Source organism: Kocuria atrinae, assembly GCF_039531425.1.
In the GTDB taxonomy this organism is placed as follows: domain Bacteria; phylum Actinomycetota; class Actinomycetes; order Actinomycetales; family Micrococcaceae; genus Kocuria; species Kocuria atrinae.
The window spans coordinates 69,201-93,765 of the sequence record NZ_BAAAQA010000020.1; the positions used below are offsets into that span (position 1 = coordinate 69,201).

Annotated in this window: 20 protein-coding genes; 11 read left to right on the top strand and 9 right to left on the bottom strand. The window is 63.7% G+C overall.

The annotated features are described in order from the left end of the window. Window positions 1–31 precede the first annotated feature (31 nt). Genes ABD283_RS10535 through ABD283_RS10560 form a run of 6 tightly spaced genes read left to right on the top strand, consistent with a single transcriptional unit; the run spans window position 32 to window position 7,388 of the window. Complete coding sequence (locus ABD283_RS10535) at window positions 32–472, top strand: hypothetical protein (RefSeq protein ID WP_344224960.1); 441 nt, start codon at window positions 32–34, stop codon at window positions 470–472. After that, window positions 469–2,379 (top strand): lipase family protein, encoded by a 1,911-nt coding sequence (locus tag ABD283_RS10540; protein WP_344224961.1) that lies wholly within the window; start codon window positions 469–471, stop codon window positions 2,377–2,379. The genes ABD283_RS10535 and ABD283_RS10540 overlap by 4 nt, the downstream gene beginning before the upstream one ends. A gap of 20 nt (window positions 2,380–2,399) precedes the next feature. Further along, window positions 2,400–3,560, top strand: a complete 1,161-nt coding sequence (locus ABD283_RS10545) for a histidinol-phosphate transaminase (RefSeq protein ID WP_344224962.1) — start codon at window positions 2,400–2,402, stop codon at window positions 3,558–3,560. Between the two features lie 24 nt (window positions 3,561–3,584). After that, on the top strand, window positions 3,585–4,766 hold the full coding sequence (locus ABD283_RS10550) for a thiamine pyrophosphate-dependent enzyme (protein ID WP_344224963.1): 1,182 nt from the start codon (window positions 3,585–3,587) through the stop codon (window positions 4,764–4,766). Beyond that, window positions 4,763–5,737: an alpha-ketoacid dehydrogenase subunit beta gene (locus ABD283_RS10555; RefSeq protein WP_344224964.1), complete on the top strand. Its 975-nt coding sequence runs from the start codon at window positions 4,763–4,765 to the stop codon at window positions 5,735–5,737. Before ABD283_RS10550 ends, ABD283_RS10555 begins: the two co-directional genes overlap by 4 nt. Before the next feature lie 55 nt (window positions 5,738–5,792). Next, the gene (locus ABD283_RS10560) at window positions 5,793–7,388 is read left to right on the top strand and encodes a dihydrolipoamide acetyltransferase family protein (protein ID WP_344224965.1); all 1,596 of its coding nucleotides are present in this window, start codon (window positions 5,793–5,795) and stop codon (window positions 7,386–7,388) included. On the opposite strand, the gene ABD283_RS10565 is transcribed toward ABD283_RS10560, so the two are convergent. The 5 genes from ABD283_RS10565 to ABD283_RS10585 all read right to left on the bottom strand — a co-directional run bounded on the left by ABD283_RS10565 (window position 7,385) and on the right by ABD283_RS10585 (window position 12,212). Next, the gene (locus ABD283_RS10565) at window positions 7,385–8,026 is read right to left on the bottom strand and encodes a DNA-3-methyladenine glycosylase I (protein ID WP_344224966.1); all 642 of its coding nucleotides are present in this window, start codon (window positions 8,024–8,026) and stop codon (window positions 7,385–7,387) included. The genes ABD283_RS10560 and ABD283_RS10565 overlap by 4 nt on opposite strands. Window positions 8,027–8,201: 175 nt before the next feature. Continuing rightward, window positions 8,202–9,218, bottom strand: a complete 1,017-nt coding sequence (locus ABD283_RS10570; RefSeq protein ID WP_344224967.1) for a hypothetical protein — start codon at window positions 9,216–9,218, stop codon at window positions 8,202–8,204. Next, window positions 9,215–10,522: a sensor histidine kinase gene (locus ABD283_RS10575; RefSeq protein ID WP_344224968.1), complete on the bottom strand. Its 1,308-nt coding sequence runs from the start codon at window positions 10,520–10,522 to the stop codon at window positions 9,215–9,217. The genes ABD283_RS10570 and ABD283_RS10575 overlap by 4 nt, the downstream gene beginning before the upstream one ends. 30 nt (window positions 10,523–10,552) lie before the next feature. After that, complete coding sequence (locus ABD283_RS10580) at window positions 10,553–11,269, bottom strand: LuxR C-terminal-related transcriptional regulator (protein WP_344224969.1); 717 nt, start codon at window positions 11,267–11,269, stop codon at window positions 10,553–10,555. 64 nt (window positions 11,270–11,333) lie between these two features. Then, on the bottom strand, window positions 11,334–12,212 hold the full coding sequence (locus ABD283_RS10585; RefSeq protein WP_344224970.1) for a hypothetical protein: 879 nt from the start codon (window positions 12,210–12,212) through the stop codon (window positions 11,334–11,336). Window positions 12,213–12,353: 141 nt separating this feature from the next. On the opposite strand from ABD283_RS10585, the gene ABD283_RS10590 reads away from it, so the two are divergent. Next, on the top strand, window positions 12,354–14,063 hold the full coding sequence (locus ABD283_RS10590; protein WP_344224971.1) for a long-chain-fatty-acid--CoA ligase: 1,710 nt from the start codon (window positions 12,354–12,356) through the stop codon (window positions 14,061–14,063). Between the two features lie 152 nt (window positions 14,064–14,215). Here ABD283_RS10590 and ABD283_RS10595 read toward each other — a convergent pair whose 3' ends face one another. Further along, the gene (locus tag ABD283_RS10595; protein ID WP_344224972.1) at window positions 14,216–14,833 is read right to left on the bottom strand and encodes a flavin reductase family protein; all 618 of its coding nucleotides are present in this window, start codon (window positions 14,831–14,833) and stop codon (window positions 14,216–14,218) included. A 153-nt stretch (window positions 14,834–14,986) separates the two neighbouring features. Here ABD283_RS10595 and ABD283_RS10600 point away from each other — a divergent pair, with 153 nt between their 5' ends. The 4 genes from ABD283_RS10600 (at window position 14,987) to catC (ending at window position 19,028) form a co-directional block, all read left to right on the top strand. Continuing rightward, window positions 14,987–16,498, top strand: a complete 1,512-nt coding sequence (locus ABD283_RS10600) for an acyl-CoA synthetase (protein WP_344224973.1) — start codon at window positions 14,987–14,989, stop codon at window positions 16,496–16,498. A 125-nt stretch (window positions 16,499–16,623) separates the two neighbouring features. Further along, window positions 16,624–17,526: a LysR family transcriptional regulator gene (locus ABD283_RS10605; RefSeq protein WP_344224974.1), complete on the top strand. Its 903-nt coding sequence runs from the start codon at window positions 16,624–16,626 to the stop codon at window positions 17,524–17,526. Then, complete coding sequence (locus tag ABD283_RS10610; protein WP_344224975.1) at window positions 17,523–18,623, top strand: mandelate racemase/muconate lactonizing enzyme family protein; 1,101 nt, start codon at window positions 17,523–17,525, stop codon at window positions 18,621–18,623. The genes ABD283_RS10605 and ABD283_RS10610 overlap by 4 nt, the downstream gene beginning before the upstream one ends. 126 nt (window positions 18,624–18,749) lie before the next feature. Next, a complete protein-coding gene (gene catC / locus ABD283_RS10615) occupies window positions 18,750–19,028 on the top strand; it encodes a muconolactone Delta-isomerase (RefSeq protein WP_344224976.1) in 279 nt (92 codons plus the stop codon). A gap of 56 nt (window positions 19,029–19,084) precedes the next feature. Here the strand turns inward: catC and ABD283_RS10620 are convergent, their stop codons facing one another. The 3 genes from ABD283_RS10620 to benC all read right to left on the bottom strand — a co-directional run bounded on the left by ABD283_RS10620 (window position 19,085) and on the right by benC (window position 24,436). After that, entirely contained in the window at window positions 19,085–21,934 is a 2,850-nt protein-coding gene (locus tag ABD283_RS10620) for a helix-turn-helix transcriptional regulator (protein ID WP_344224977.1), read from the bottom strand. 100 nt (window positions 21,935–22,034) lie between these two features. Continuing rightward, on the bottom strand, window positions 22,035–22,868 hold the full coding sequence (locus ABD283_RS10625; protein ID WP_344224978.1) for a 1,6-dihydroxycyclohexa-2,4-diene-1-carboxylate dehydrogenase: 834 nt from the start codon (window positions 22,866–22,868) through the stop codon (window positions 22,035–22,037). Further along, entirely contained in the window at window positions 22,865–24,436 is a 1,572-nt protein-coding gene (gene benC / locus ABD283_RS10630) for a benzoate 1,2-dioxygenase electron transfer component BenC (protein WP_344224979.1), read from the bottom strand. Before benC ends, ABD283_RS10625 begins: the two co-directional genes overlap by 4 nt. Window positions 24,437–24,565 lie beyond the last annotated feature (129 nt).

Below are 24,565 nucleotides of genomic sequence, written 5' to 3' on the forward strand. Positions count from 1 at the left end.
CCGCGGAATCCGCGCCTGGAAGGAAACTGGCATGTCGTCACTGATTGCACCGAGCGGCTCGGGCTCACCCGGGTCCGGGGTCCACGAACCAGCTGGACCCTCGCCGGCGGGTGTGGCGGGTCTCGTGCACGAACGCATCGTGATGCTCGCTGTAACGTACGAGCGCACTGCCGATGAATTGCTGGCCCTGGCCGCGGTACTCGCCGGTGCGCAATCGCCGGAATGGAAGGGACAAGCGGCTCAGTCATATCGGACTCGGCTGGACGAGGTGATGGCAGACATCCGGAGAGTGGCACATGGATACCGGAATGTGGCGGCGGAGCTGCGAATGGGCGCTTCCGGTCTTTCGGCCCAACTCGGGGCCGTGGAGCAGTTCCTGGACCTGGGCGCCCTGGGTGCTTCCGTGTTGGGGGTGCTCGCGCAAGCCGGTCAGCCGGTGCCCCACCACGGACTCGCGGGATTGCTGCGATGACTGGGAACGTGGAGCGGGACATCACGGGGCGCGCAGAAGACGTCCAGGCCACGCTGTTCGGTGTGACTTCGGGCGGTAGGCCTCCACTGGAACATGCCAACGTCCCGTCCAGTACCCGTGCGGCCATCACATCAGCCACGGAATCCATGCGGGTGAGCGGCGGCGGCGCACCCGGGGCCATGGAGGTCAACACCGGGGCCATCGTCTCGGCGATCGGCGCGTTGTCACGGGTGAACGAGCAAACCGGTGATGCGCTCCTGGGAACAACAGCCGCGGACGCGGAAGTCGCTGCGTGGAGCATGACGGGACATCCGCTGCTTGTGGCCGCCGCGGCGTCGGCGGCGGTGTCGAAAGCCGCGTTGATCGCTGCCCAGGCGCGTCTCACGCTCATCCATGTGCAGTTGGCGAGCGCGAAACAGCACTACGACATGGTGGAGGCGAGTGTGGGGTCCTTGTTCGGGCCGCGCATTCTGACCATGCCGGGATGGAATCTGAGCGGTTCGGCGACTCGTGGGCTGCGCACAGCCCTGGACGAATTCGGCACCGCCGTGAAACGTGCTGACATCACCACACCCGCGGAACTCGCGAGCAAGGTGCGCATCACGTCCTTCGGTGTGATGGTGGCCGGAGGCGGTCCGGAAGGCACCAACGCGGTGATCCGCGGCGTGGGCCTGGACGACGTGCTCGACTCGACTCTGCAAACCCCCATGCCCTCCGCGTTCATGAGCGGAACGCGGGCCTATGGGGAGCTCGGGGGTCAACCGGGGGACGGGTTCACCCTCGGGCAATACGCACGGGTGTGGGCGGAGAACCTGCTGACGGGGATCGGGGAGACCGAGGCGCAGGTGGGCACGGAAGAGGCGGCTCTGCAGGCCGAGCTGGGTGGCTCCTGGCCGGTGGTCCGCACCGCCATCAATGGCCTGAGCGGCAAACCTGGTTTCACCTGGCTCACGCCGTACTCGACCGGCAGGAGCCTCTCACCGGCGGAGCGGCTGCTGTACCCGTTCGTGCACGGTCACGCGGTGCGTCCGAAGGCCAAGGAGACGATGACCGGCATCACGCGGAAGAACGCCGCCGAGCACGGGATCGTGGGATTGGCCGAGCGGCCTCTTCCCGGAGGCATCAATTTCGACGGCGCCGCTCCAGCGACGGTCGCGGGCACGGCCGCGGTGCTCAAGGATGCCAAGAACATCGTTCAGGACCGGGAGAACAGCACGGTCATGGTGCAGAAGACCACCGATGGCTCCGGCCGAAGGGCGTTTTCGGTTGTGCTCACCGGCACGGAGGTGTGGCATGACGGCCAGGGCATCCACGACATCGCGGGGATCGTCGAAGGCATGAGGGTGCAACCCCACGATGCTCTGAATGAGTTACCTCCCGCCCAACGTGCGGTCCTTGAAGCGCTGAGGGATGCGGGGATTCAACCCGGCGATTCAGTGGTGCTGACCGGTCATAGCCTGGGAGGCATCGATGCGGCGGGGCTCGCGACGAACAAAGAGTTCCAGCGGCTGTACTCGGTGAAGGCTTTAACCACCTTCGGTGCGCCCGTCGGCGGTTTTGAGTTCCCTCAGGACACCTCGGTCATGGCGGTTGAACACCACGACGACTTGGTTCCGCCGCTGGACGGCGTCAAGAACCCGGATGGGAAGAATCGCTCCACGGTCCGAGTGGACACCCAGTACAACGGTCAGTACTCGAACGTCGGCAGTCTCAGCGGGGTAGCGGCTCACGACATGTACACCTACACACTGGGGGCCCAGGGCATCAGCAACTCGGGGCACGCCGCAGTGGAGAAACATGAACGGGCCCTGCGGTCTGCGGTGCCCGCGGGATCCCAGGCCAACACCGAAACCTACATATACGCAGCCACGGAAGAACACATAGTCCACAACCCGGAGGACCGATAGCGAGAGTTAGCATTGGGCCCATGAGTAACGCCACGCCCTCAGCCGATTCATCAGGCGCCGAGCAGAATGCGGAGCGGGTCAGCCCCCGAGCCGCCTTGGCACAGCTACCCGCGTACGCCGCCGGGAAGCCCGCCGTGGAGGTTCCCGGGCTGGTGGCCTACAAGTTGGCGTCCAATGAGAACCCCTACGGGCCAGTCCCCGCGGTTCGTCAGGCTCTCCACGACTTCGACCTGTTCAACCGCTACCCGGACCCCTCGGCCACGGTGCTGTGCGAGGCGCTCGCGGGCTACCTCTCGGTTCCCGCCGCGGACATCGTGGCCGGTGCGGGCAGCTTGGGAGCACTGAATCAGCTATTGGCCGCATTTGCGGGAACCGGGCAGGACGGTCAGCCGGATGAAGTGATCTACGCCTGGCGTTCCTTCGAGGCCTATCCGATTTCGGTGGGATTGGCCGGGGCGCAGAGCGTGCAGGTTCCCAATTTGCCGGACGGATCCCACGACCTGGACGCCATGGCGGACGCGGTGAACGATCGCACCCGAGTGATCCTGCTGTGCACGCCCAACAACCCCACCGGGCCCAGCCTCCGCGCGCAGGACGTGCACGAGTTCATGAAGCGCATCCCGTCACGCGTGCTGGTGGTTATCGACGAGGCCTACTGGGAGTTCCAGCGGGCCGAGAATCTGGTCAACGGCATCGACTTCTATCGCCAGTACCCCAATGTGGTGGCGCTGCGCACCCTGTCCAAGGCCCACGGTCTGGCTGGTTTGCGCGTGGGGTACACGGTCTCCCAACCGCACGTGACCCAGTACCTGCGGCAAGCGACGCCCGCCTTCAGCGTCACGCAGGTGGCCCAATTGGCCGCGGTGGCATCCATCGAGAACATCGACCAGGTCGAGGAACGCGTCCAGCAGGTGGTCGACGAGCGTGAACGCGTCCTGGCGGGCCTGGACGAACTCGGATGGCAGTACCCGGAAACCCAGGCCAATTTCGTGTGGCTTCCGCTGGGTGAACACAGCCAGGGCTTTGCCGAATTGTGTGATGACCACGCGTTGTCGGTTCGGCGGTTCGGATCCGAAGGCGTGCGTGTGAGTTTCGGTGAGGCGGAGGCCAACACGCGGCTTCTCGAACTGTGCGCGCAGTACCCGCATCCCAGCACCATGCCCATGAGCAGCACCAACTAAGCCACTCGGAAGGACAATCCAACCATGGCAGCAAAGACGCACCCCGGGACGGTTGAGAGCACCGTGCCCCGGCTCCAGTTGCTCGACGAACAGGGCACGGTCCACGAGGACCCCAAACTCTCGCCGTTCGTCCAAGACATCGACACGGTGGAACTCAAGGGGCTGTACCGCTCCATGGCGTTGGCTCGGCGGGTGGACGAGGAAGCCACCTCCCTGCAGCGTCAGGGCCAACTGGTGCTGTGGGTTCCGCTGCGCGGTCAAGAAGCTGCGCAGGTGGGTTCCGCATGGGCCACCCAACCCACGGATCGCCTCTTCCCGTCCTACCGGGAGCACGCGGTGGTCTTTCACCGCGGCGTCAAACCCGGCCAGCTGTTGCAGTTGTTCCGCGGTCACACAGCTGGCGGCTGGGACCCCAACGAGTACAGGGTGAACCTTTACACCATGGTGTTGGCCGCTCAGGTGCCGCATGCCGTGGGCTACGCGATGGGCACGGCCCTTGATCGCAAGGCGGCCGAGGACGCGGGGGAGCCTGTGAACGAGACCCCGGAGGCTGTGGTGGCCTATTACGGTGACGGTGCCAGCACCGAAGGCGAGATTCACGAATCCATGGTGTTCGCCGCTTCTTACGATGCACCGGTGCTGTTCTTCGTGCAGAACAACCAGTGGGCCATCTCGGTGCCGTTCTCGACCCAGTCCCGCGTGCCCCTGGCCACTCGCGCTGCCGGATACGGATTCGAAGGACTGCGCGTGGACGGCAACGATATCCTTGCCGTGCTCGCCGCAACCCGCTACGCACTCGACAAGATCCGTCGCGGGGAAGGCCCCGTGATGATTGAAGCCGAAACCTATCGCATGGGTGCGCACACCACCGCGGACGACCCCACCAAGTACCGGCAACGGGACGAAGAAGAAGAGTGGGGCACCCTGGATCCGATCGAGCGGCTGGAGATGTATCTGCGCGAGACCCACCACGTGGGTGATGAGTTCTTCGACTCGGTGGCCAACGAAGGCCGCGAACTGGCGGATGAGCTGCGCGCGGATGTACTGGCCATGGTGCCGCCCACCTTGGATGAATTCTTCGCCAAGGCCTACGCGGACCCGCACACCCTGATCGAGGCGGAACGAGCCGAGTACCTGGACTACCAGGCCGGATTCGCGCCCCAGGAGGACCAGGAAGATTCCGGCTCGGAAGGAGCTCACGCGTGAAGCAGCTGACCATTGCCAAAGCGATCAACGCGGGGTTGTCCCGGGCCATGGCGGAAAACCCCAAGGTCATGCTCATGGGCGAAGATATCGGATCACTGGGCGGCGTCTACCGCGTGACCGAAGGCCTCAAGGACCACTACGGGGCTCACCGAGTCCTCGACACCCCCCTGGGCGAAGCGGGCATTGTGGGAACCGCCATCGGTCTGGCCGAACGGGGTTACCGGCCCGTGTGCGAAATCCAGTTCGACGGGTTCACGTTCCCCGCGTTCAACCAGATCACCACGCAGCTGGCGAAAATCCACGCCCGCTCCGACGGAAACCTGACGGTCCCCGTGACCATTCGCATTCCCTACGGCGGGGTGATCGGCTCGGTGGAACACCACTCGGAGTCCCCCGAAGCCCTGTTCGCCCACACCGCGGGGCTGCGGATTCTGACGCCCTCCAATGCGCAGGATGCGTACTGGATGTCCCAGCAGGCCATTGAATGCAACGATCCGGTCATCATTTTCGAACCCAAACGCCGTTACTGGCTCAAGGGTGAGGTGGACGAGGACCAGCCCACGGGCGATCCGTTCAGCGCAGCCGTGGTCCGTGAAGGCCAGGAAGCCACCATCGTTGCGTGGGGCCCCCTGGTCCCCGTGGCGCTCGCGGCTGCTCAAGCGGCACAGGAAGATGGCCGCAGCGTGGAGGTCATCGACCTGCGTAGCCTCTCACCCATCGACTTCGACACGGTCACCGCGTCCGTGCGCAAGACCGGTCGCCTCATCATTGCCCACGAGGCTCCCACCTTCGGTGGGTTAGGCGGGGAAATCGCCGCGCGCGTGACGGAACGGGCCTTCTATTCATTGGAAGCACCCGTGCTGCGAGTGGGGGCCTTCCACATGCCTTATCCGCCGGCGGCCGTGGAAGAGCATTACGTTCCGGACCTGGATCGCGTGTTGGAAGCACTCGACCGTTCCTTCGCCTACTAAATCGCCCTAAGTTACGAACCGCCCCGCGCAAGCGGTGTTGCAGGAGGTAGAACTCATGTCCCAGGTTTTCACGTTGCCCGATGTGGGCGAGGGCCTGACCGAAGCGGAGATCCTGTCCTGGAAGGTGGCCGAGGGGCAAACCGTCTCGGTCAATCAGGTGATCTGTGAGATCGAGACCGCCAAGTCCGTGGTGGAACTGCCTTCGCCGTTCGCCGGAACCGTTCTGAACATCATGGTGACCGAGGGCACCACGGTCGAGGTGGGCACGCCCATCATCACCGTGGGTGACTCCGAGTCCGCACCGTCGGGCACGCCCGATCCCGGGTACACCGGGTCCGCTCCCAAGGACGGGGTGGAGGGTGAGCCCAGGCCCGAACAGCTGGGCCCCAAGGAGGAATCCACGTCCGGAAGCGGGCGCAGCATGGATTCCAGTGAGTCCGGCAAAGCACTCGTGGGTGCGGGCCCCAAGGCTGACCCGGTGCGACGCCGCCAGCGCACCCGCACGGCCATGCGAATCGACGCTGAGCAGCCCCAGGGCCTCGACCAGCAGGGCAAACCCGCTCCCCGGCAGGACCAGGATTCGGCACGGGGAGGTGCGGCACGTGTGGCCGCAGGCTGGGCCGATCGGTTCTCCAAGTCGGGTCTGGGCACCGCGGCCCAGGACCTGGCCGACAAGGCCGGGAAGTTCCGCGACCGTGGGGAGACATGGTTGCGTTCCCTCGACGACACCGCGTCCCAACAGCAAGGTACCGCTCAGGCATCCATCCCGCGCCGCCCCAGCATGGCCAAACCGCCGGTTCGCAAGGCCGCCAAGGAAATGGGTATCGATCTTGCGGACGTAACCGCCACGGGTGAGGGCGGTCAGGTCACCAAACGTGACTTGCTGGCTTACGCCGCCCACCTGCGCGAAGTAGAGGACGGCCCGGACACGTTCTGGACCTCAACCAACGCGTCGGCCCGTTCTCGCGACGAGCGCATCCCGGTCAAGGGGGTGCGCAAGGTAACCGCGCAGAACATGGTGCGTTCGGCCTTCAGCGCTCCCCACGTATCCATTTTCGTGGATGTGGATGCGTCCCGGACCATGGAATTCATCAAGCGACTCAAGACCTCACCGCACTTCGAGGGGGTCAAGGTCACTCCGCTGTTGATCCTGGCCAAGGCCGTGATCTGGGCTGCCGCCCGCAACCCGCAGGTCAATGCCACGTGGACCGATTCCGAGATCATCATCAAGCGCTACATGAATCTGGGTATTGCAGCGGCCACCCCGCGCGGCCTGCTGGTGCCCAACATCAAGGATGCTCAGGACCTCAACCTGCGTGAGCTGGCCATTGCGCTCAATGAGTTGGCGCAGACGGCCCGCCAGGGAAAGACCCAGCCCGGTGATATGCAGGGTGGCACGCTGTCGATCACCAATATCGGAGCCTTGGGCATCGACACGGGTACACCCATCATTAATCCCGGGGAAGTGGCCATCGTGGCCTTCGGCACCATCAAGCAGAAGCCGTGGGTCGTTGATGGAGAGGTGATCCCACGCTGGATCACCACCCTGGGCGGTTCCTTCGACCACCGTGTGGTGGACGGGGATCTGTCCGCACGATTCATGGCGGATGTCGCCAGGATTCTCGAGGAACCCGCCCTGCTGCTCGACTAAGTCCGCTCCGCCTGCGCGCGGAAACAGCCCTGGACGTGTCCGGGGGCCAGGGCCGTGCGCTGCAACCACCGGTGCGCGGTGACGGGGCCGACGAGCTTGAACCCGTGTTCCCGGAAGAGCCCGGAGAGTTTCCGGGACTCCGGTGTGCTGTCCGCTAGATCCAAGGAACGCAGAGGCGGTGCGGCCAGGGGCGGGACGTGGGCCTCGGCCAATAGCTCCTGCCATTCCGTGAGCGACCAGTCTTCGCATACTTGTGCATTGTGGATTACTGCCTCAATTTTGGCCCTGTTGCGAATGAGCTCCGGGTTGAGGAGCAGGTCCTCCACATCGTCCTGGTCGAGACGTGCCACCCGTGATGGTTCGAGGTCTGCCATGTACAGGTACCACGATGGGTGTCTACCGGACTGCGACCAGCGCGCGAGGCCAGAGTCGAAGAGTTCGATGCTGAGCGCCTGGAAGTACTCCGTGGGCGTGCGCGGTGACACCGCCCATTCGTGATCGTGGTCGACGAGCGTGCCGGGAGTCGCCACGGCCCACGGGCATCGCGATTTTCCGTCCGCGCAGTCTATGGCGGCGAAGGCCGAATACGGGTGATCTTCGGGGTCGGACGGGTCGAAAGGGCCGGTCGAGGTATCCATGAGTATCTCCATGTAGCACACGCTAGGCAGCATCAGCGCCGGCGAACGCCGCCAGCTGGGCGGATCTGGACAACCGGCTGCCCCGTGGCAGAGGTGCGAGTCGGTGCAGTGCGGTCACCGCGGCGGCGTCGGCATTGCGAGCGGGGGAGGGTTGGAACGGGTGCCGTAGGCGGCGCTAGAAGCGCGAGACCTCGCCGGTGACGTCCGCGATCTCGATTGCGATCGGATCCTCGTTCTCGTCGTCATTGTCGTGCACGATGAACACTGCCGTGGGATCGCCTTTGGGGAAGGCCCGAATCGTGACCACGCCGCACTGGGCGTGATTGAGAACCTCGGCGACCTGCTCGGTGGTGGCCTCCATGACCTTGGGCGGCAGAGGTTGCCCTCGCTCATCCAGGATGTCCACCCGCACACCGCGGTCGCGGGCTGTGCGGGTGATTTCCAGGATGTAGGGCGTGGCAATTGAGCGGCCCCGAATGGTGTCCCGCAGCTGCGCCTCGGTGAGCCGGAACTGATCGATGTCGTACTCCGTGACCTCTGATGGGTCATGGGCGATGCGTTCGAGTAGACCACCGGCGAGCCGGCGCACATATTGCACACGCTGATAGGAGGCGTTCTTGGAATCCTGCTCGGCCTCGTCATTGGTGCGTGCAGTGAGGAGCATGCGCCGGATCTCACGTTTTCGCTGCGTGAACCGGATGAACTCCTGATATCCCATCCCCGTGGCCACGAAGACTCCCAGCGCCATTACGGCATAACTTTCCGTGGGTAGCAGACTCCCGTTCACCATGGTCCAGCGCCGCATGGACATGAGCGAGACGACCGCCCATAACAGCACCGCCCACCAGATCCGCTGCCGCAGGCACAGCGCGAAAACCATCACGGTGAAACCCATGGCGAACCAGGGAGTCTGCCCCGCAATGGGAACCACTGTGGTGGCTGCGTATCCTTGCTCGACCGCGAGCATGAAGAACAGCACGGCCAGCATGGTGGACAGCAGGGGCAACTGTTGCGTAGCCCATCGGGGAACCGCGACGATCACGGCGGCGGCTGCGTAGAACACGAGGGACATGATCATGGCGTTGGGGTCCTTGACCGAATCCACCTCGGTCACCCCTATGGCGAAGGGGACCCCGAAGCCCGCGATGGCCAGCGCCGTCAGAGCTTTGGGGCTGATTCCGGAGTTCCTCATGACAGTGCGTCCTTGGGCCACGTCAGAATCACCGCGGTGCCGCGGCCGGAGGAGGAGCGCAGTTCCACATCTCCGCCCACCTTTTCAATGTTCTCCACGATGGAAACCCGGACGCCCAAACGTTGTGTGTCCACATCGTGAAGGGCAAAACCACGGCCTTCGTCCCGAACGGTGAAGCGCAGATAGAAACCCTCGGGATTAATGGGGGTGGGTGGGCACTGCCCGCCATCCATGGAGACGTAGGTGACGTCCGTACCGGAGTGCCGGGCGCTGTTGGACACGGCCTCGGTGATGGCCTGCGTCAGACCCTGAGCCACGAACGTGGGAACGAAAACGCGAGGCTCACCCGCCGGGCGAATATGGGACCGAAGATTGCTGAAGCGCACCCTTGAACGCCAAGGGGAAAGGGACTCCATGAGCTCATCCATGAGTACGTGGACCATAGTGGTGGTCTTGCCGGAGAGCCGGTCGTTCTCGTCATCGAGGACTTCCAACGCTCGGGTGGCCAGTTCACGCGTGCGTTTTGCCAGAGGTCCCTCCGCGCGGGAGGCATCCAGCAGGGCGGCCATCACGTTGTCGTGAATGAGGCGGTCCATGCGTTCCTGGTCCGCGGTTTCGGAGCGGCTTCGGGTGAGGGCGAGTTCCTGCGAGAGTGCTTCGGTGTAGTCCTGGTCCAGGGTGTCAACCGCGCGTTTGGAAATCACGACCACCAGGATCGAGATGAGTCCAAAACAAATGCGGCTGAACGTCACCACACCCAGGGAATCGGCGCGAGAGTCCACGGGAATGAGTTGCACCATGATTAGTCCGTAGGCCAGCTCAATGCACAGCTGGTACAGCAGAGCCGCCCAAGGGCTCCAGGCGAGCGTGATGCTGCTGAGGCTCACAATGATGAAGCCGCTGATCCAGGGATACTGCAGTAGCACGCCGCCGTTCCACGCCAGGGGCAGGGTCAGAACCCCCAATGCCACCACACCGGCCAGAGACAGCAGAATCCACGGTTGCACCGAATGAAGGACCCCGAAGACGACCAGCATCGCCGCGATCACCAGAATCGCCGCCAGGAACGCCGTGTACCAGGGAGCAAAGGCCGTCTGTTGTTGTTGCAGCAGCGGCAGCGTTTCAATGAACAGCGCCACGGTGAGCAGAGAAATGCCGATCATCCACAGCCAGTACGCCCGGTAGGAATTGAGGCCGAGCTCCTGGGGGGATGTGGTGGCTAGGAACTTTTTCCGTCGAAGCCGCGTGGGGACCTTACGGTAGGTACCCAGACGGCTGTTTTTGGGGGCGACGTGTTTGTTCATTCCGCACCATTATTCAGTGGCGCGGAAACGCTACAAGTGTTTTTCAGCGGTGGTGATGTCCGCTTCAGGTTCGACCAACCCGTCTTCAATGGCACGGATGCGGAGGTCGATCTTGGTGGGCGCGGGGCGGCCGATGCGCGCGTACTTCTCGCGGATCCGGTCGATGTTGGTCTTGACGGCGGACTGCTTGATACCCATGCGCCGCGCCACCTGGACCTGAGCGAAGCCGGACGCGTACAAGCGCAATGTTTCTTGCTCTCGCGGGGACAGCGCGGCACGGGAGAACTCCACGTCGCCGTCGATCGCGGCGGCGAGTTCCTTGGTGATCACGGGCTTGCCGTCAGCGATGTTGCGTGCTTCTTCGATGGCGTGTTCGAGCGGTTCCGACTTGCGGACCAGTCCCAACGCGCCGGCGCGCAGGGCTTCACGAATCAGCGCGGCGTTCTCACCGATGCTGAAGATCAACACCTTCATGCCGGCGCTGCGCAACCGTTCCACATTGGTGGCCGGCCGTGAGCGGTCCTCGAGGGAGAGGTCCAACAGCACCACGTCGCACTCGATCCGCTTTGCCCCGCGCGCTGTGAGCGCCGGGTTATCGGGATCGCGACCCAGCTGGTCCAGCAGAGTTGAGACGGAGTCTGAGGAGCCCACGAGTTTAACGTCCGCCTGCGATGTCATGGACACCAGGCGAACTCCTTCGCGAACCACTTCATGATCATCGACAATGGCGACAAGAGTGGACGGCATGGGTTGAGACCTCCAAGTACTCCCCAGGTGATTCCGCCCCCCGGAATCACCTACAGATGTGAGTCTAGGTGTTAATGACGTTCGAATTGGTCCACGCATCGACTTTACGGTGGTACCGCATGCCCCACGTGCCACCCAGGATGGCGGCGATGAGATCCAGGATCACCACGGCGGCCAGTGCTACCAAGCCCCAGCCGAGAACCGGGCCGATCACGGACTGCGCGGCCAAGCTGTGGGGCGCTAATCCCACACTGTCAGCCCAGACCAGAGCGGCCACGGATGCGATCGCACGTGCCAACAGGGACCACAGCCAAACGCTGACACCCTGGGCCACGCCGGAGAACCGTGCCATGCGCCCCGCAACGTACCCGCCGGCGAGCAGCGCCAAGAATTCGACCACGGCAAAGACGGCCAGCGCCAACCACCCCGTGGTGTCCTGCGGGTTGAGGAGCCCGTGGTCGAGCGCGCGGCCGATCCCGTGGGCGGTTTCGATGCCCCATTGTGGGCCGAACAAACCGGACGCCAGCAGGAGCACACCGCTCACGGAGAGGGCAGCGAGCCAACCGAAGAGCCCGGGAAGTAACTGCATTCCACCGAACCGCTTCTTCTGAGCGCCGCGGACGTCCTCCGTGGTCAGTCTTCTCGCCCCGTTGCCGGGAGCCGGTACCGCCGGGCGCACGCTGTCCCACTCGGCGGTGGCCGTGACCCGTTCGTCCTGCGGGGTCAAATGCTCATTGCGGATGGGCTCGGTTACGCCGGTGTCCGGATCGCGGCGATGCAACCGCCCGGAGGCGACCCCTGAGCGGGAAGAACCAGCGTTGTCCGCTTGTGGAAGCGGCCTGGTGGTTTGGGCGTCAGTGGAGTCCAAGGGCGTGGCGTGCTGCTCGGTCCAGGGCGCATTGCCGTTGCCCAGCGGGTCACGTGAAGCGGAAGAGGGTGTCATGGGGGCTCGATTCATCCATGTGAGCGGTGATTCAACTGATCGGAGTCTATCGACTCGGGACCCGCTCGCGCGCGGACCCGGGCGGACCCAGTGCGGTCGCCGTCTGTGAGGGGGCCCACGGGAACGGGTAACCTCGACACCATGGCTAGCGAGACCTCCCGAGATTTTTTGGCAACCCGTCCGTGGACCCGGAGCTACAGCCCCGATGTCCCGCGAGACCTCAACCTCCCCGATACTTCCCTGATCCATATGCTCGAGAAGTCCGTGGCTCGCCACGGCGGTAAGACCGCGCTCGAATTCTTCGGCGCCGGCGTCAGCTACGCGGAACTGGGCGACCAGGTCCAGCGCGCGGCCGAAGGCCTGCGCCTGATGGGCGTGGAGGCTGGTGATCGCGTGGCCATCGTGCTGCCCAATTGCCCGCAGCACATCGTGGCGTACTACGCAGCCATGCGCCTGGGTGCGATCGTGGTTGAACACAATCCGCTGTACACCGCGCCCGAACTCCGGCACCAGTTCGAGGACCACGGTGCCCGTGTGGCGATCGTGTGGGACAAGATCGCCTCTCGTATTACCTCCATGCCCAAAGACCTCAATATTGAGCACATCGTGTCCGTGGACATTACGGCAGCCATGCCCAAGGTCATGCGGATCGCCTTGCAGTTGCCCATCAAGAAGCTCAAGCAGCAGCGGGCGGAGCTCACCGAATCCGCTCCGGGCACCGTTCCGTGGCGGAAACTGATCAGCGCAGACCCCATTCGCTCGGATCACAGGCGCCCTTCGGCCACTGACGTAGCGCTGTTGCAGTACACTTCGGGCACCACGGGCGCCCCCAAGGGTGCCATGCTCACGCATCGGAACCTGGAGTCCAACGCGGTCATGGGCCAGCACTGGCTGGGTACCACCTCGGATGAGGTGGTGTATGGGGTGCTCCCGCTCTTCCACGCGTTCGGACTGACTCTGGGAATGACGTTCGCGATGTCCCTGGGTGCCAAGCTCGTGCTGTTTCCCACGGTGCGAGCGGACCTGATCCTCAAGGCTATGAAGAAGTCCATGCCCACCGTTCTGCCCGCCGTTCCGCCGGTGTACCAGAAGGTCTTGGACGCGGCATCGGAGCAAGGAAAAGACCTGTCCGGAATTCGTGTGGCGGTCTCCGGTGCCATGACCCTGCCCGTCCCGCTGGTCAAGACGTGGGAAGATGCCACGGGCGGCATGCTTATCGAGGGCTACGGGCTCACCGAATGTTCACCGCTGGTCTCATGCAATCCGCTCAGTGATCACCGCGAAGCCGGCTCCATCGGCATCCCCTTCCCGAGCACCGATATCCGCCTGGTCGACCCGGAAACCTGTGAGGACGTGGCCCTGGGCGAGGAAGGGGAGCTCTGGGTCAAGGGTCCCCAGGTCGCTCAGGGTTATTGGAAGCGTCCTGAGGAGACCGCCAAGCTGATCACCGAGGACGGCTGGCTGCGCACCGGTGACATCGTCACCGTCGATGAAAAAGGGTTCCTGCGCGTGGTGGACCGCATCAAGGAAGTCATCATCACGGGTGGCTTCAACGTGGCACCCACCGAGGTGGAGACCGCTCTCAAACTCCACGACTCCATCGAGGACGCCGCCGTGGTCGGCATTGCCAACGACAAGGGCAACGAGTCCGTGGTGGCCGCGGTGGTCCTCGCCCCCGGCATGACTCTCAACGAGGACGAGCTGCGCGAGCATTGCTACGACAAGGTCACCCGTTACAAGGTCCCCCGTCGCATCGTGGCCATGGACGAGCTGCCGCGCACCATGCTGGGTAAGACACTGCGCCGCGCGGTCAAGGAACAGATCGTCCAGGAGAAGTTGCTGGACCGCTGAATCCGGTGGGGGCGGTTTCGGTGACGGTCCTGTCCTGCGCTAGCCCTGAACCACCACGATTGACGACGTCGCTGCGAGACTCTCGCGGCGGCGTCGTCAATTTTTGTTCGGACCAGACGCGGCCTCTGCGCAGCGGCGGGTCCTGTGGCGCGTTAGGCGGGATTCTTGATGCTGTCGTACGGGATGCGACGGATCGAGCGGATGTGGCCGAGACCTGCCCACTCGTCGTGGCCCAGGCGGGCGATGGGGTCGAGCCTGCGTGCGTCTGGGCCGCGCTCGCCGAGAGCTTCCGGGGCCACGGCTACGTGCTGGACCTCGCCGAAGACCACGTAACCGTTGCCCACCTTTAAGGGCTCGCCGTGCACGGTGCATTCCATGCTGGCCGGCGACTCTGCCACTCGAGGGGCAGAGACGGTACGGGATGGCTCCCGGGTGAGACCCACCTCGTCGAACTCGCTCACGTTCCGCGGGTAGTCGGTGCCCGTGGCGTTGATCTTCTCGAAGAGCTCTACGGGGGTGTGGTTGACCACGAATTCGCGGGTCTCCAGAACGTTGCGCAGCGTGTCCTTCACGCCGGTCGAGACGAACTGAATGATGACCGGATCGGAAGAGGCCATGGTGAAGTACGAGTGCGGTGAGAGATTGTCCACTCCGGCGGCCGAGCGCGATGAGACCCAGGCGATGGGGCGGGGAATCACCAGCGACTTCACGATGCTCGCCCACGAGCCATGGGCATCCGGGGTGAGTTCCTCTTTGGGCATGTCCGTCATGGGTTCCATTGCATCACGTGATCGCCGGATTCGGGGTCGGTGAAAATGTGTGCGATCAATAACTATTGACATTCACAACGATTGACGATTCCATGGTCTGCACGTGACGTCCGTCGCAGTGCTGCGCTCCCTCGGGAGCTGAGGAGGAAAACCGTGAACCTTGGAATCGGCACGTGGCCCGCTCGCCGCGTCATGGTCCGTCCGGATGCGACCGCCCTGGTGTTCGAGGGGCAGTCCGTGACCTATCGGGAATTCGAGGTGCGGGTCCGCAGGCTGGCAAACGCCCTGCGTGACTCCGGGGTGCGGCACGGTGATCGGATTGCCTACATGGGGTTCAACCACCCGTCGATCTTGGAAACTTTCTTTGCGGCCGGCCTACTCGATGCAGCCGCGGTGCTGATCAACCCCCGTTTGCGCCGGGCCGAGGTCGAGTACATTCTGCGCGACTGCGGTGCCAGCACGGTTGCCTTCGGGCAAGACCAGCGCGAGAACGCCACGGCGTTGGAGCCGGAGCTGACGGATGTGAGCACGTGGTTGAGCGTGGACGGGGGAGGTCCGGGGCAGGATTTCGAGACGTTCCTGCAGTCCGGAGGGGAGCGCGAGATCGACGAAGAGCTCGACCTCGATGAGCTGGCACTGATCATGTACACCTCGGGAACCACGGGCAAACCCAAGGGCGCCATGCTGACCCACAACAACCTGTTCTACCAGTACGTCAATGCGCTCATCGGTCAGGACCTACGCCAGGACGAGGTGCGCCTGGCCGTGGCACCGCTGTTTCATATAGCCGGTCTCAACATGATGGCTCTGCCCACGTTCATGCTGGGCGGCACGATCATCATTCAGCGCCAGTTCCGGGCCCCGGATGTGCTGCGTGAGATTCAAGAGTCCCGGATAACGTCCTCCTTCATGGTCTCGGCCATGCTGGACTCCCTGTCCCACGCGGAAGGTTTTGACGGCGCGGACTTCTCCTCCGTTCGAGCCTTCATGGTGGGCGGCTCGCCCCTGCCCGAGCGCATGCTGTGCACGTGGGCCGAACTGGATGTGGCCGTGATGCAGGGCTTCGGCATGACCGAAACGGCTCCCGGGGTGCGCATGCTCGAACCGCGCGACGGCGTGAGCAAACTCGGATCCGCCGGTCGACAGCACTTCTTCACGGAATCACGGCTCGTGGACCCGCTGGGCGATCCCGTGGATCCCGGGCAGCCGGGTGAAGTGATCGTGCGCGGCCCCAACGTGATGAGTGGGTACTGGAACAAGCCGGAGGAAACCGCCAAGGCTCTGGATGGCGGGTGGTATCACTCGGGTGATATCGCCGTGGAGGATGAGGATGGCTACCTGTTCATCAAGGACCGCATCAAGGACATGTACATCTCCGGAGGCGAGAACGTGTACCCGGCGGAAGTGGAGAACGCGCTGTTGGATGTCCCCGCCGTTCAGGAAGCAGCGGTCATCGGGGTTCCGGACGAGAAGTGGGACGAAACGGGCCGGGCCTTTGTGGTGCTCTTCCCGGAGGCAGCGGCTGTCACGGGGTCGGAAATCAGGGATCAGCTCAAGGGTCGGTTGGCCAGTTACAAGCTAGCGGCTTCGGTGGATGTGGTCGATGAACTGCCGCGCACGACCACCGGAAAGATCCAGAAACACATGCTGCGCGAACGGGCCTGAGACGGCGCATGGCGATGGAGGCTCCGTCGCCGCGTAAAACCATCGATTTTATCGAAACATGTTCCTAATTCGCCCGACTGTAGATACAATTCTAATGAAACAATGTCGGGAAGAAGCGGGACCTCATGGAGCTTCGACAACTGAACTACTTCATCGCCGTGGCCGAAGAACGTCACTTCGGGCGTGCGGCCAAGCGACTGCACATGGCCCAGCCGCCTCTGTCGCAACAGATCCGTCAGCTGGAAGAACAGCTGGGCGTGAAATTACTGGATCGCACCACGCGCCGCGTTGACCTCACCGCAGCGGGCCAGGAGCTTTTGGACCGCGGGCGCAAGATCGTCAACGAGGTGGAGACGCTCAAGGCGGATGTGTACCAGGTGGGCAACGGTGCCACCGGTGTACTGCGCGTGGGTTTCTCCGGCTCAGCGACATACGGGGTCATGCCCAAGATCGTGCGCCATGTGAAGCAGGCTCTGCCCGGGTTGTCCATGACGCTGCAGGGCGAAATGCTGACACCCGCCATGGAAGCGGGCTTGCGGGATCACACGTTGGACGCCGCTGTGCTGCGTCCCCCGGTGGCCTCCTCCGAAATTGAGTACAAGGTGGTGGCCCGCGAGAAGCTCGTGGTGGCGCTGCCTTCCCACAGCCCCCTGGCCACCGGGCGGCCCGTGGCCATCAACGAACTTCAGGAACAGCCCTTCATTACCTACCCACCGGAATCGGTGATGTACCGGATGGTCTCCGAGCTGTGCCGGCAGGGCGGATTCCAGGCCCGGATCGGCCAAGTGGCCAAGGAAACCTCCACCATGCTGTCGTTCGTGGCGGCCGGCGGGGGAGTGGCTGTGGTCCCGGAGGCCGTGCGTTCCTTCCAACTGGAGGGTGTGGTCTATGCGGCACTCGAAGATTCCCCCGACAGTGACCTCGCCGTGGCGTGGCGCAGAGAAGATCGCTCCACGCTGCTGCACAACTTTGTGAACCTCGTGATGGACGTCAGCGAGACAAACCCTGGCACGAAAGGCCAAGTATGAAAATCACCCGCATTGAGGCGGTCCCGTACTCGATTCCTTACGTACACCCCCTGCACTTCGCATCGGGCTCGGTGGACGAGGCTGATCACGTGCTGGTGCGCGTACACACGGACGAGGGAATTGTGGGCGTGGCCGACACCCCGCCCCGTCCGTACACCTACGGCGAGACACAGAAGTCCATCGTGGCGGTGGTCGAGGACATCTTCTCCCCTCAGCTGGCGGGGCTGGACATCTTCGCTCGTGACCGCATGCAAACCATCATGGACCGCACGGTGCACAACCAGACCGCCAAGGGCGCGGTGGACATCGCCGTGTGGGATGTCATTGGCAAGTACCTGAACCAGCCGGTGTCATCGCTGCTGGGCGGTTTCACGGATCACATGACGGTCTCGCACATGCTCGGTTTCAAGCCGGCCCAGGAACTCTTGCAGATTGCTCTGGAGTTCCGGGAGAAGCACGGCATCAACACCTTCAAGCTCAAGACGGGGCGTCGCCCCATCTCGCTGGACGTCGAAGCCGCCCGAGTACTGCGCGAGGGCCTCGGCCCCGAAGCGCACCTTTACATGGATGCCAATCGCGGTTGGTCGGCCAATGAATCTGCCGAGGTGCTACGCCAGACCGCGGACCTGGGCATGGAGTTCCTTGAGGAGCCCGACGACGCCCGCGAAGTTCTCGGACGACGCCGCCTGGTCACCAACTCACCCATCCCGATCGCCGCGGATGAGTCCGCGCCGGACCTCGGTAGCGCTGCCCGTGAGATCTTGACGGGAGGCGCAAACTTCCTGGCCATCAAGACCGCGCGCTCCGGTTTCACCGAAGCTACCAAGATCCTGGGTATGGCCCAGGGCATGGGCATTGACGTGTACGTGGGCAACCAGATCGACACCCAGGTGGGCACGATCGCCTCGGTGACTTTCGGAGCGGCGTTCGCACACACCTCCAAGCGAGCGGGTGAGCTGTCCAACTACCTGGACATGGCCGATGATCTGCTGGCCGAGCCGCTGAGCATCGAGGACGGCAAGATCTTTGTCCGGGACGTCCCGGGTGTGGGGACCGCCATTGATGAGGACAAGCTCGCGCACTACCGCAGCAACTGAGTTTCTGCCGGGCCTCGAACGGGGCCCGGCGATCATCCGCCCGCGCGTCAGCCGGAGCATCGACACGTCGGTCTCTCAGCGCTGCGGTGGGCACAGAAGTACAACCCAACACGTGAGGAGAACACCGTGAAGTACCTGGTTCACATGGAGATCAATATTCCCACCGATATGCCGGCCGACGAGGTCGCCGAGATCAAGGCCACCGAGAAGGCCTACTCGCAGGAGCTGCAGCGCGCGGGTAAGTGGCCCGAGATTTGGCGCGTGGTGGGCGAATACGCCAACTACTCCGTGTTCGACGTGGAATCCAACGACGAACTGCACGACACCCTGCAGAACCTGCCTCTGTTCCCGTACATGAACATCACCGTGGTGCCGCTGGCTAAGCACCCCTCCGACGTCAAGTAAAGACGCCCCGCGGAGATCCCCGTCGTGCCCACCGCGTTGGTGGAGCACGTCGGGGATTATTCGTTGTCGCGGTACCGTGCCGCCAGCTCACTGCGTGAGCGTATGCCGAACTTCGTATAGATCCGGGTCAGGTGGTACTGAACGGTTTTCTCCGCAATGAACAAGTGGCTCGCGACCTCTTTGTTGGTGGAACCCCCGGCCACGAGCTCGGCCACGGCAGTTTCCTGCGGGGTGAGCTGGACCCGTTCGCGTTGCACCGCCGCTAGTACGGGATCTGCGGGATCCGGAGCGGTTCCCTGGTCCACGCCGGTGGCCTTGAGTTCACGATCGCAGCGCTGCACGTAAGTGGTCGCCCCCAGCATCTCGTAGAGATCTCGAGCTGCGCGTAATACGGACGAGGCCAACCTCCGTTTACCGGCGCGGCGCATCGACTGCCCGAAGGCAAAGCTGATGCGAGCGTGCAGGTACGGGCGGTTCAGCGTGCGCAGCTCGTGCAACGCGTCTTCGAAGTAATCACGGGCTGTATCGGGGTCGCCCTGAGCCGCCAACAACCGGCCGCGGGCCCACTTGACCCGTGCCTGGTCGGTGGGAATGTGGTCGGGACGGTGCACGGTCTCGAACTCGTCCAGGAACTTCTGGGCGCGATCCAAGTTGTTAGTCATGACCAGCGCATTGACGTAGGTGTCCTGCCAGGACCAGAAGGAGACACGGGTGTTGGTCCAAGGGTCCAGCTCCGCTACCCGTGTCATGCATTCCAGGGAGCCCTCGTAATCGCCGCGAGCCTCGTGGAAACGCGCTTTCGCCAGGAGAGAGGGCACAGACATGCACAGGAAGCTGTCCGCAGGAACAGCCGCCAATGACACGTAGTGACGAGCCAACTGCCAATCACCGCGCATCGAGTACAGCTCCGCGGCTGTCCAGTACAGCAGGGGCCGCAGCATATCCATCTGCGCGGTCTCCAGTTGCGGTGCGGCGCGAGAGATGGTGGCCGCGGCGGCGTCCCAGTGGCCGAGCACCAATTGGGTCCGTGCCAACCAGGCTTCCGACCACAGGGAGATTCGCAAAGAGCCCCCGCGGAACTTGGTGGGCCCGGCGGATTCGAACTGGGCCTGTGCGGATTCCACCTCGTCCGTGCGCAGTGCGAGCCACCCCGAACCCATTTCCATGCGTTGCTTCTGAGCGTTCTCCTCACATCGTTCGAAGGCTTTCGCGTAGGCCTTGCGGGCCTCCTTGAGCTGCCCGGTGGCAAACAACCCCAAGCCATAGATGGCTTCGGTCTCGATGTAGGCGGGGGTGGTCTGATCGGTCAGGGACATGGCCTTCTCGGCCCAGGAGATCATTGCGGGACCGTCCCACTGGGCCACCCCGCGCAGTACCAACCGCTGGGCGATTTGTGCGGCCGTCCCCGGCTCCTGCTTGATGTTCACGCTGCGCCACGCGGCCCCGAGCTGGTTCTCAGCGCTGCGATTCTGACCGGTCACCACGGAAAGATAACCCAGCACCGACGAACGCAGGGCGGATGGCTGCATATCGTCCACGGCTGCGGCCCAAGCTTTGGCCTCGGCAATGTTGCCCGAACCGATGATCGCGTCCACGGCGCGCAGAAGAAGATTATTGCGCAGCCTCGCGTCGCTGGTCAGTCGGGATGCGGATAACAACGCGTTGGCGGCGTCGTGCCAGGCGCCCTGGGCAGCTTGTTCCGTGGCGAAGGTCTCCAGCCGAGTGGCGAGCTCGGGATTCGCCGACGGCGCCGAACTGACCAGGTGCCCCAACCTCCTGGATTCGTCGGAGACTGCCCGACTCGCACGATGGTGCAATTCCACTCTGCGGCTGGGAAGCATGCGTTCGTAGATGGCTCCGGCGGCGGAAGGTTCGAAGAACTTCACTTGGCTACTGGCCTGGTTCAGCTCCAAGGTCAGGAGATCGGCTCGGTGTCCCTCGTCCAAGGCAGCAAGCATGCGGGTCTGATCGGTGACACCGCACACCTCGGCGATCTCGGTCAGGGACGAATCATCTCCCAGCAGGGCCACTGCCTCTGCGACATTGGTGAGATCCTCCGAAGCAGCAGCCATAATGCTGCCCACACGAGCGCGCACCCGGCTGCTGGCAGGGAGGGCCGGAAACCAGGAATGCCACGTGTCCGGCGGCATTTCACGCAGCAGCTCGTTGATTTGCTGAGGGTTGCCTTGCGTGTGACGAACCAGCTCGTAACTGGCGGCCGAGGACAAGTCGATGTTGAAGCGGCGTCGCGCGAGTTCTTGGGTGCCGCGCGGATCCAGCGGTTCCAACGTGATCTGCTGAACCTCATGGCCAGTGAGCTGATCCAGCACCGTGGCCGGCATCCCCTGGGCTTGTTTGCGATCCAGGGCCAGGATGAACATGACCTTCTTGGCATGTAACCGGCGCAGCACAAAGGACAAAATGCGCAGACTTGCCTCATCGATCCAGTGGGCGTCATCGATGACCACCAAAACGGGGGAGCGTTCCTGAAGAGATTCCAAGTGGGTGCCCAGCGTGGCGGCGTGGTTCATGAGCCGGTCCGGGCTCAGGGTCTGCGAACCCACGGGGGTCTGGGCAATGTCCACGTCGTAGCCTTTACCCGACCGGACGGGCGAGGTCATGATCAGTTGGCTGTAGCCCGCCAACTGCAGTTGCGCCTCCCACTGGTCCCCCTGCGCGCGAAGAATTCTCGGGGGGCGAGCACCACCCCTCACCTGGGTAGTGAACTCAGAGATCAGCGAGGTCTTCCCCATGCCCGATTCGCCATTGATGACCACTGTGTTCACGCGGCCCCTGCGGGATTCCCTGAGCAGGTCACCCAGCCGCTCCAGCGCTGGATCCAGTCCGATCAACACACGGTGCATGGTGCCGTGAGTCGGCACTATGGGTTGCGGGGACTGGCTCACAATCACTCCTGAGGGTCATGGGCAGCTGTAGCCACCTGCGGATACTGTACGCGCCGGGTAAGTCTGTTCGACTCACCCGGCGCGTAGCCAGTGTGGGCTGTCAGCCCATATCACCACCGCTGACCTGGATCACCGACCCGGTCATGTAGGAGGCCTCGTCCGAGGCCAGGAACACGATGGGTGCGGCTTGTTCGTCCAGGGTGCCGTAGCGCTTGAAGAACGTGGATTCGGTGACCTGCTCCACCACGTCCTTGACCCACCCCTGCTCCTGCTCACTCTCGGGGCCGGGGCCGCGCTGAACCTTGCGCGGGGGAGCCTCGGTACCGCCCGGGGCAGTGGCCATTACGCGGATACCGCGGCCGGCGGTCTCCATGGCCAGCGCCTGGGTGATGCCGTTGACGCCACCCTTGGCCGCCGAATACGGCACGCGGTTGATGCCGCGCGTGGCATTCGAGGACACATTCACGATGGTTCCGGAACCCGCCTCCAACATGGTGGGCAGTACCGCGCGGCACATCCACAACGTGGGGAACAGGGACCGGTTGATTTCCTTCTGGATCTGTTCGGCATCGAAGTGCTCGAACGGACGCATCAGGATGGCACCGCCCACGTTGTTGATCAGGATGTCCACGCGACCGTGACGTTCCAGGGTTGCGGACACAGCTTGCTCAGCACCCGCGAACGTCTCGAGATCGACACCGGTTACTGAGCTGGCCGAGCCCTCTGAACCGTTCTTCGCGGCGTACTCATTGATGCCGTCTGCTACCTGCTCCGCCAACTCGGAACGGTCCACCAGCACCACGGTGCCGCCTTCGGCGCCGACGCGTTCTGCAACCCGCTGGCCGATGCCCTGGGCAGCGCCAGTCACCAGCACCACCTTGCCGTTGAAACGGCCAGGGCTCAGTGCGCTGAACGGTTCGGGCAACTGGGTCACTCGGACTCCTTCTTGTCAATGGCGCCTTCCATGGTCTCCTTGGCGTCACGTGCGTGGGCCATGATGACCTCGCGGGCGCGCTCGATGTCCTTCTTCTCGAACGCCTCGACGAAGTCCTCGTGGTCCTGGATGACACGATCGAAGATCACGGTTCCGGACTCGAACGTGGCCTGCATCTGGTCGGTCAGGTCCAGGCGACGGTAGGACTCCAGCAGCGAGGGGTTGTTGGAGACCGTGAAGAGGTACTCGTGGAACTCCTCGTTGTAACGCACGAAATCCTCGGGCTTCTTGACCTCGGAGCCGCTCACGCAGTCCGCCGTGGCCTCGGCCAAGCGACGCAGATTCTTGACCTGTTCGTCAGTGATCTTGGGCATCATGAGCTCGGTGATAGCCAATTCAAGACCCATGCGGGCGTCCAGCTGTGCGAAAGAATCTTCCTTGGCGAAGGAGAGACGACCGGTTTCCATGGAGGAAACGGCCTCGGACTGGGACATCGAGTCGCCGGACTCTGCAACATCCTCGGAGCTGGCGGGTGCGCCGGTCTCGGCGTCGCCTCCGGTCTTCTCCTTGGGCGCGAAGCGCTCGAAGTAGAAGTTGGCGGGCTCGATGCCCTCGGTCTCGAGCCACTTGGCCACGGCGTTGACCATGGGCGGGGGGCCGCACAGGTAGATGTCCACGTCGCCGTCATTGAGGTGACCCGGTTCGATGATCTGGGTGACGTAACCGGTGTGCGGTGCGGAGGTGCCCTCTTCGGAGGCGATGTAGTCCCACGTGAAGTTGGGCAGCTTGGCCTTGTACTCCTCGATCCAGTCCAAGCCCACGATGTCTTCCTCGCGGGTCACACCGTATATCAGGTGCACGGCGTGCTCCGGCGGATTCTCCGCGAGCTTCTCCAGGATCGACAGCAACGGCGCCAAACCGGTGCCGCCGGCCAACAGCAGCAGCGGACGCTTGGGGTCGCGGAGGAAGAAGGAACCGAACGGGCCGGACAAGGTGATCTCATCGCCCACCTCGGCGCGGTCACGCAAGTACTCGGACATCGCGCCCTTGGGGGCGGTACGCACCATGAAGGACGCAGCCTCGGTGTTCGGGCCGCTCGAGAAGGAGTACGAACGCTCGACATCGGCACCGGGGATCTTGAGGTTCACGTACTGGCCGGGCAGGTAAGCCAGCTCGGAGCGCTTGTCGATTTCCAGCGTGAAGGACGTGGTGGTCTCCGAGTGACGGTCCAGCTGCGTGATCCGCGAGGTGTACGAGGAGGCCGAGGTCTTGGCCGACTCAGAGGTCGCGGGGATGTTCACGGCCATGTCCGATTCCGGCATGGTCTGGCAAGTCAGGATGTAACCCTTCTCGAACTCTTCGTCGGTCAGGGCGTCCTCGATGAAGTCTCCGGGGTCGAACTCGCCGGACTCGCAGAAGGACTTACATGTACCGCACGCGCCGTCGCGGCAGTCGGAAGGAATGTTGATGCGTGCCTTGTAGGACGCGTCCATGATGGTCTCGTAGTCATCGACCTTGATGACCTTGGTGACGCCATCTTCGAAAGTTAGTGCAACCTGGTTCGACATGGGTGATCTTCTCCTACTAGCGGTGAGCCGTGGTCATGGGACGGGTGCGTTCACCGCAATAGCTGTGATGTGTAAATGGGCCAATCGGTACGGACAGCACCGGTGCCCGGACCCCTGAGGCGGGGGCCG

Excerpts from the sequence above, each read along its gene's own strand:
- ABD283_RS10610 (WP_344224975.1), top strand. The coding sequence starts at position 17,523 with ATGAAAATCACCCGCATTGAGGCGGTCCCGTACTCGATTCCTTACGTA.
- ABD283_RS10540 (WP_344224961.1), top strand. The coding sequence starts at position 469 with ATGACTGGGAACGTGGAGCGGGACATCACGGGGCGCGCAGAAGACGTC.
- ABD283_RS10585 (WP_344224970.1), bottom strand. The coding sequence starts at position 12,212 with ATGACACCCTCTTCCGCTTCACGTGACCCGCTGGGCAACGGCAATGCG.
- ABD283_RS10550 (WP_344224963.1), top strand. The coding sequence starts at position 3,585 with ATGGCAGCAAAGACGCACCCCGGGACGGTTGAGAGCACCGTGCCCCGG.
- ABD283_RS10580 (WP_344224969.1), bottom strand. The coding sequence starts at position 11,269 with ATGCCGTCCACTCTTGTCGCCATTGTCGATGATCATGAAGTGGTTCGC.
- ABD283_RS10565 (WP_344224966.1), bottom strand. The coding sequence starts at position 8,026 with ATGGATACCTCGACCGGCCCTTTCGACCCGTCCGACCCCGAAGATCAC.
- ABD283_RS10545 (WP_344224962.1), top strand. The coding sequence starts at position 2,400 with ATGAGTAACGCCACGCCCTCAGCCGATTCATCAGGCGCCGAGCAGAAT.
- ABD283_RS10595 (WP_344224972.1), bottom strand. The coding sequence starts at position 14,833 with ATGACGGACATGCCCAAAGAGGAACTCACCCCGGATGCCCATGGCTCG.
- ABD283_RS10570 (WP_344224967.1), bottom strand. The coding sequence starts at position 9,218 with ATGAGGAACTCCGGAATCAGCCCCAAAGCTCTGACGGCGCTGGCCATC.
- benC (WP_344224979.1), bottom strand. The coding sequence starts at position 24,436 with ATGTCGAACCAGGTTGCACTAACTTTCGAAGATGGCGTCACCAAGGTC.
- ABD283_RS10560 (WP_344224965.1), top strand. The coding sequence starts at position 5,793 with ATGTCCCAGGTTTTCACGTTGCCCGATGTGGGCGAGGGCCTGACCGAA.
- ABD283_RS10535 (WP_344224960.1), top strand. The coding sequence starts at position 32 with ATGTCGTCACTGATTGCACCGAGCGGCTCGGGCTCACCCGGGTCCGGG.
- ABD283_RS10575 (WP_344224968.1), bottom strand. The coding sequence starts at position 10,522 with ATGAACAAACACGTCGCCCCCAAAAACAGCCGTCTGGGTACCTACCGT.
- ABD283_RS10605 (WP_344224974.1), top strand. The coding sequence starts at position 16,624 with ATGGAGCTTCGACAACTGAACTACTTCATCGCCGTGGCCGAAGAACGT.
- ABD283_RS10590 (WP_344224971.1), top strand. The coding sequence starts at position 12,354 with ATGGCTAGCGAGACCTCCCGAGATTTTTTGGCAACCCGTCCGTGGACC.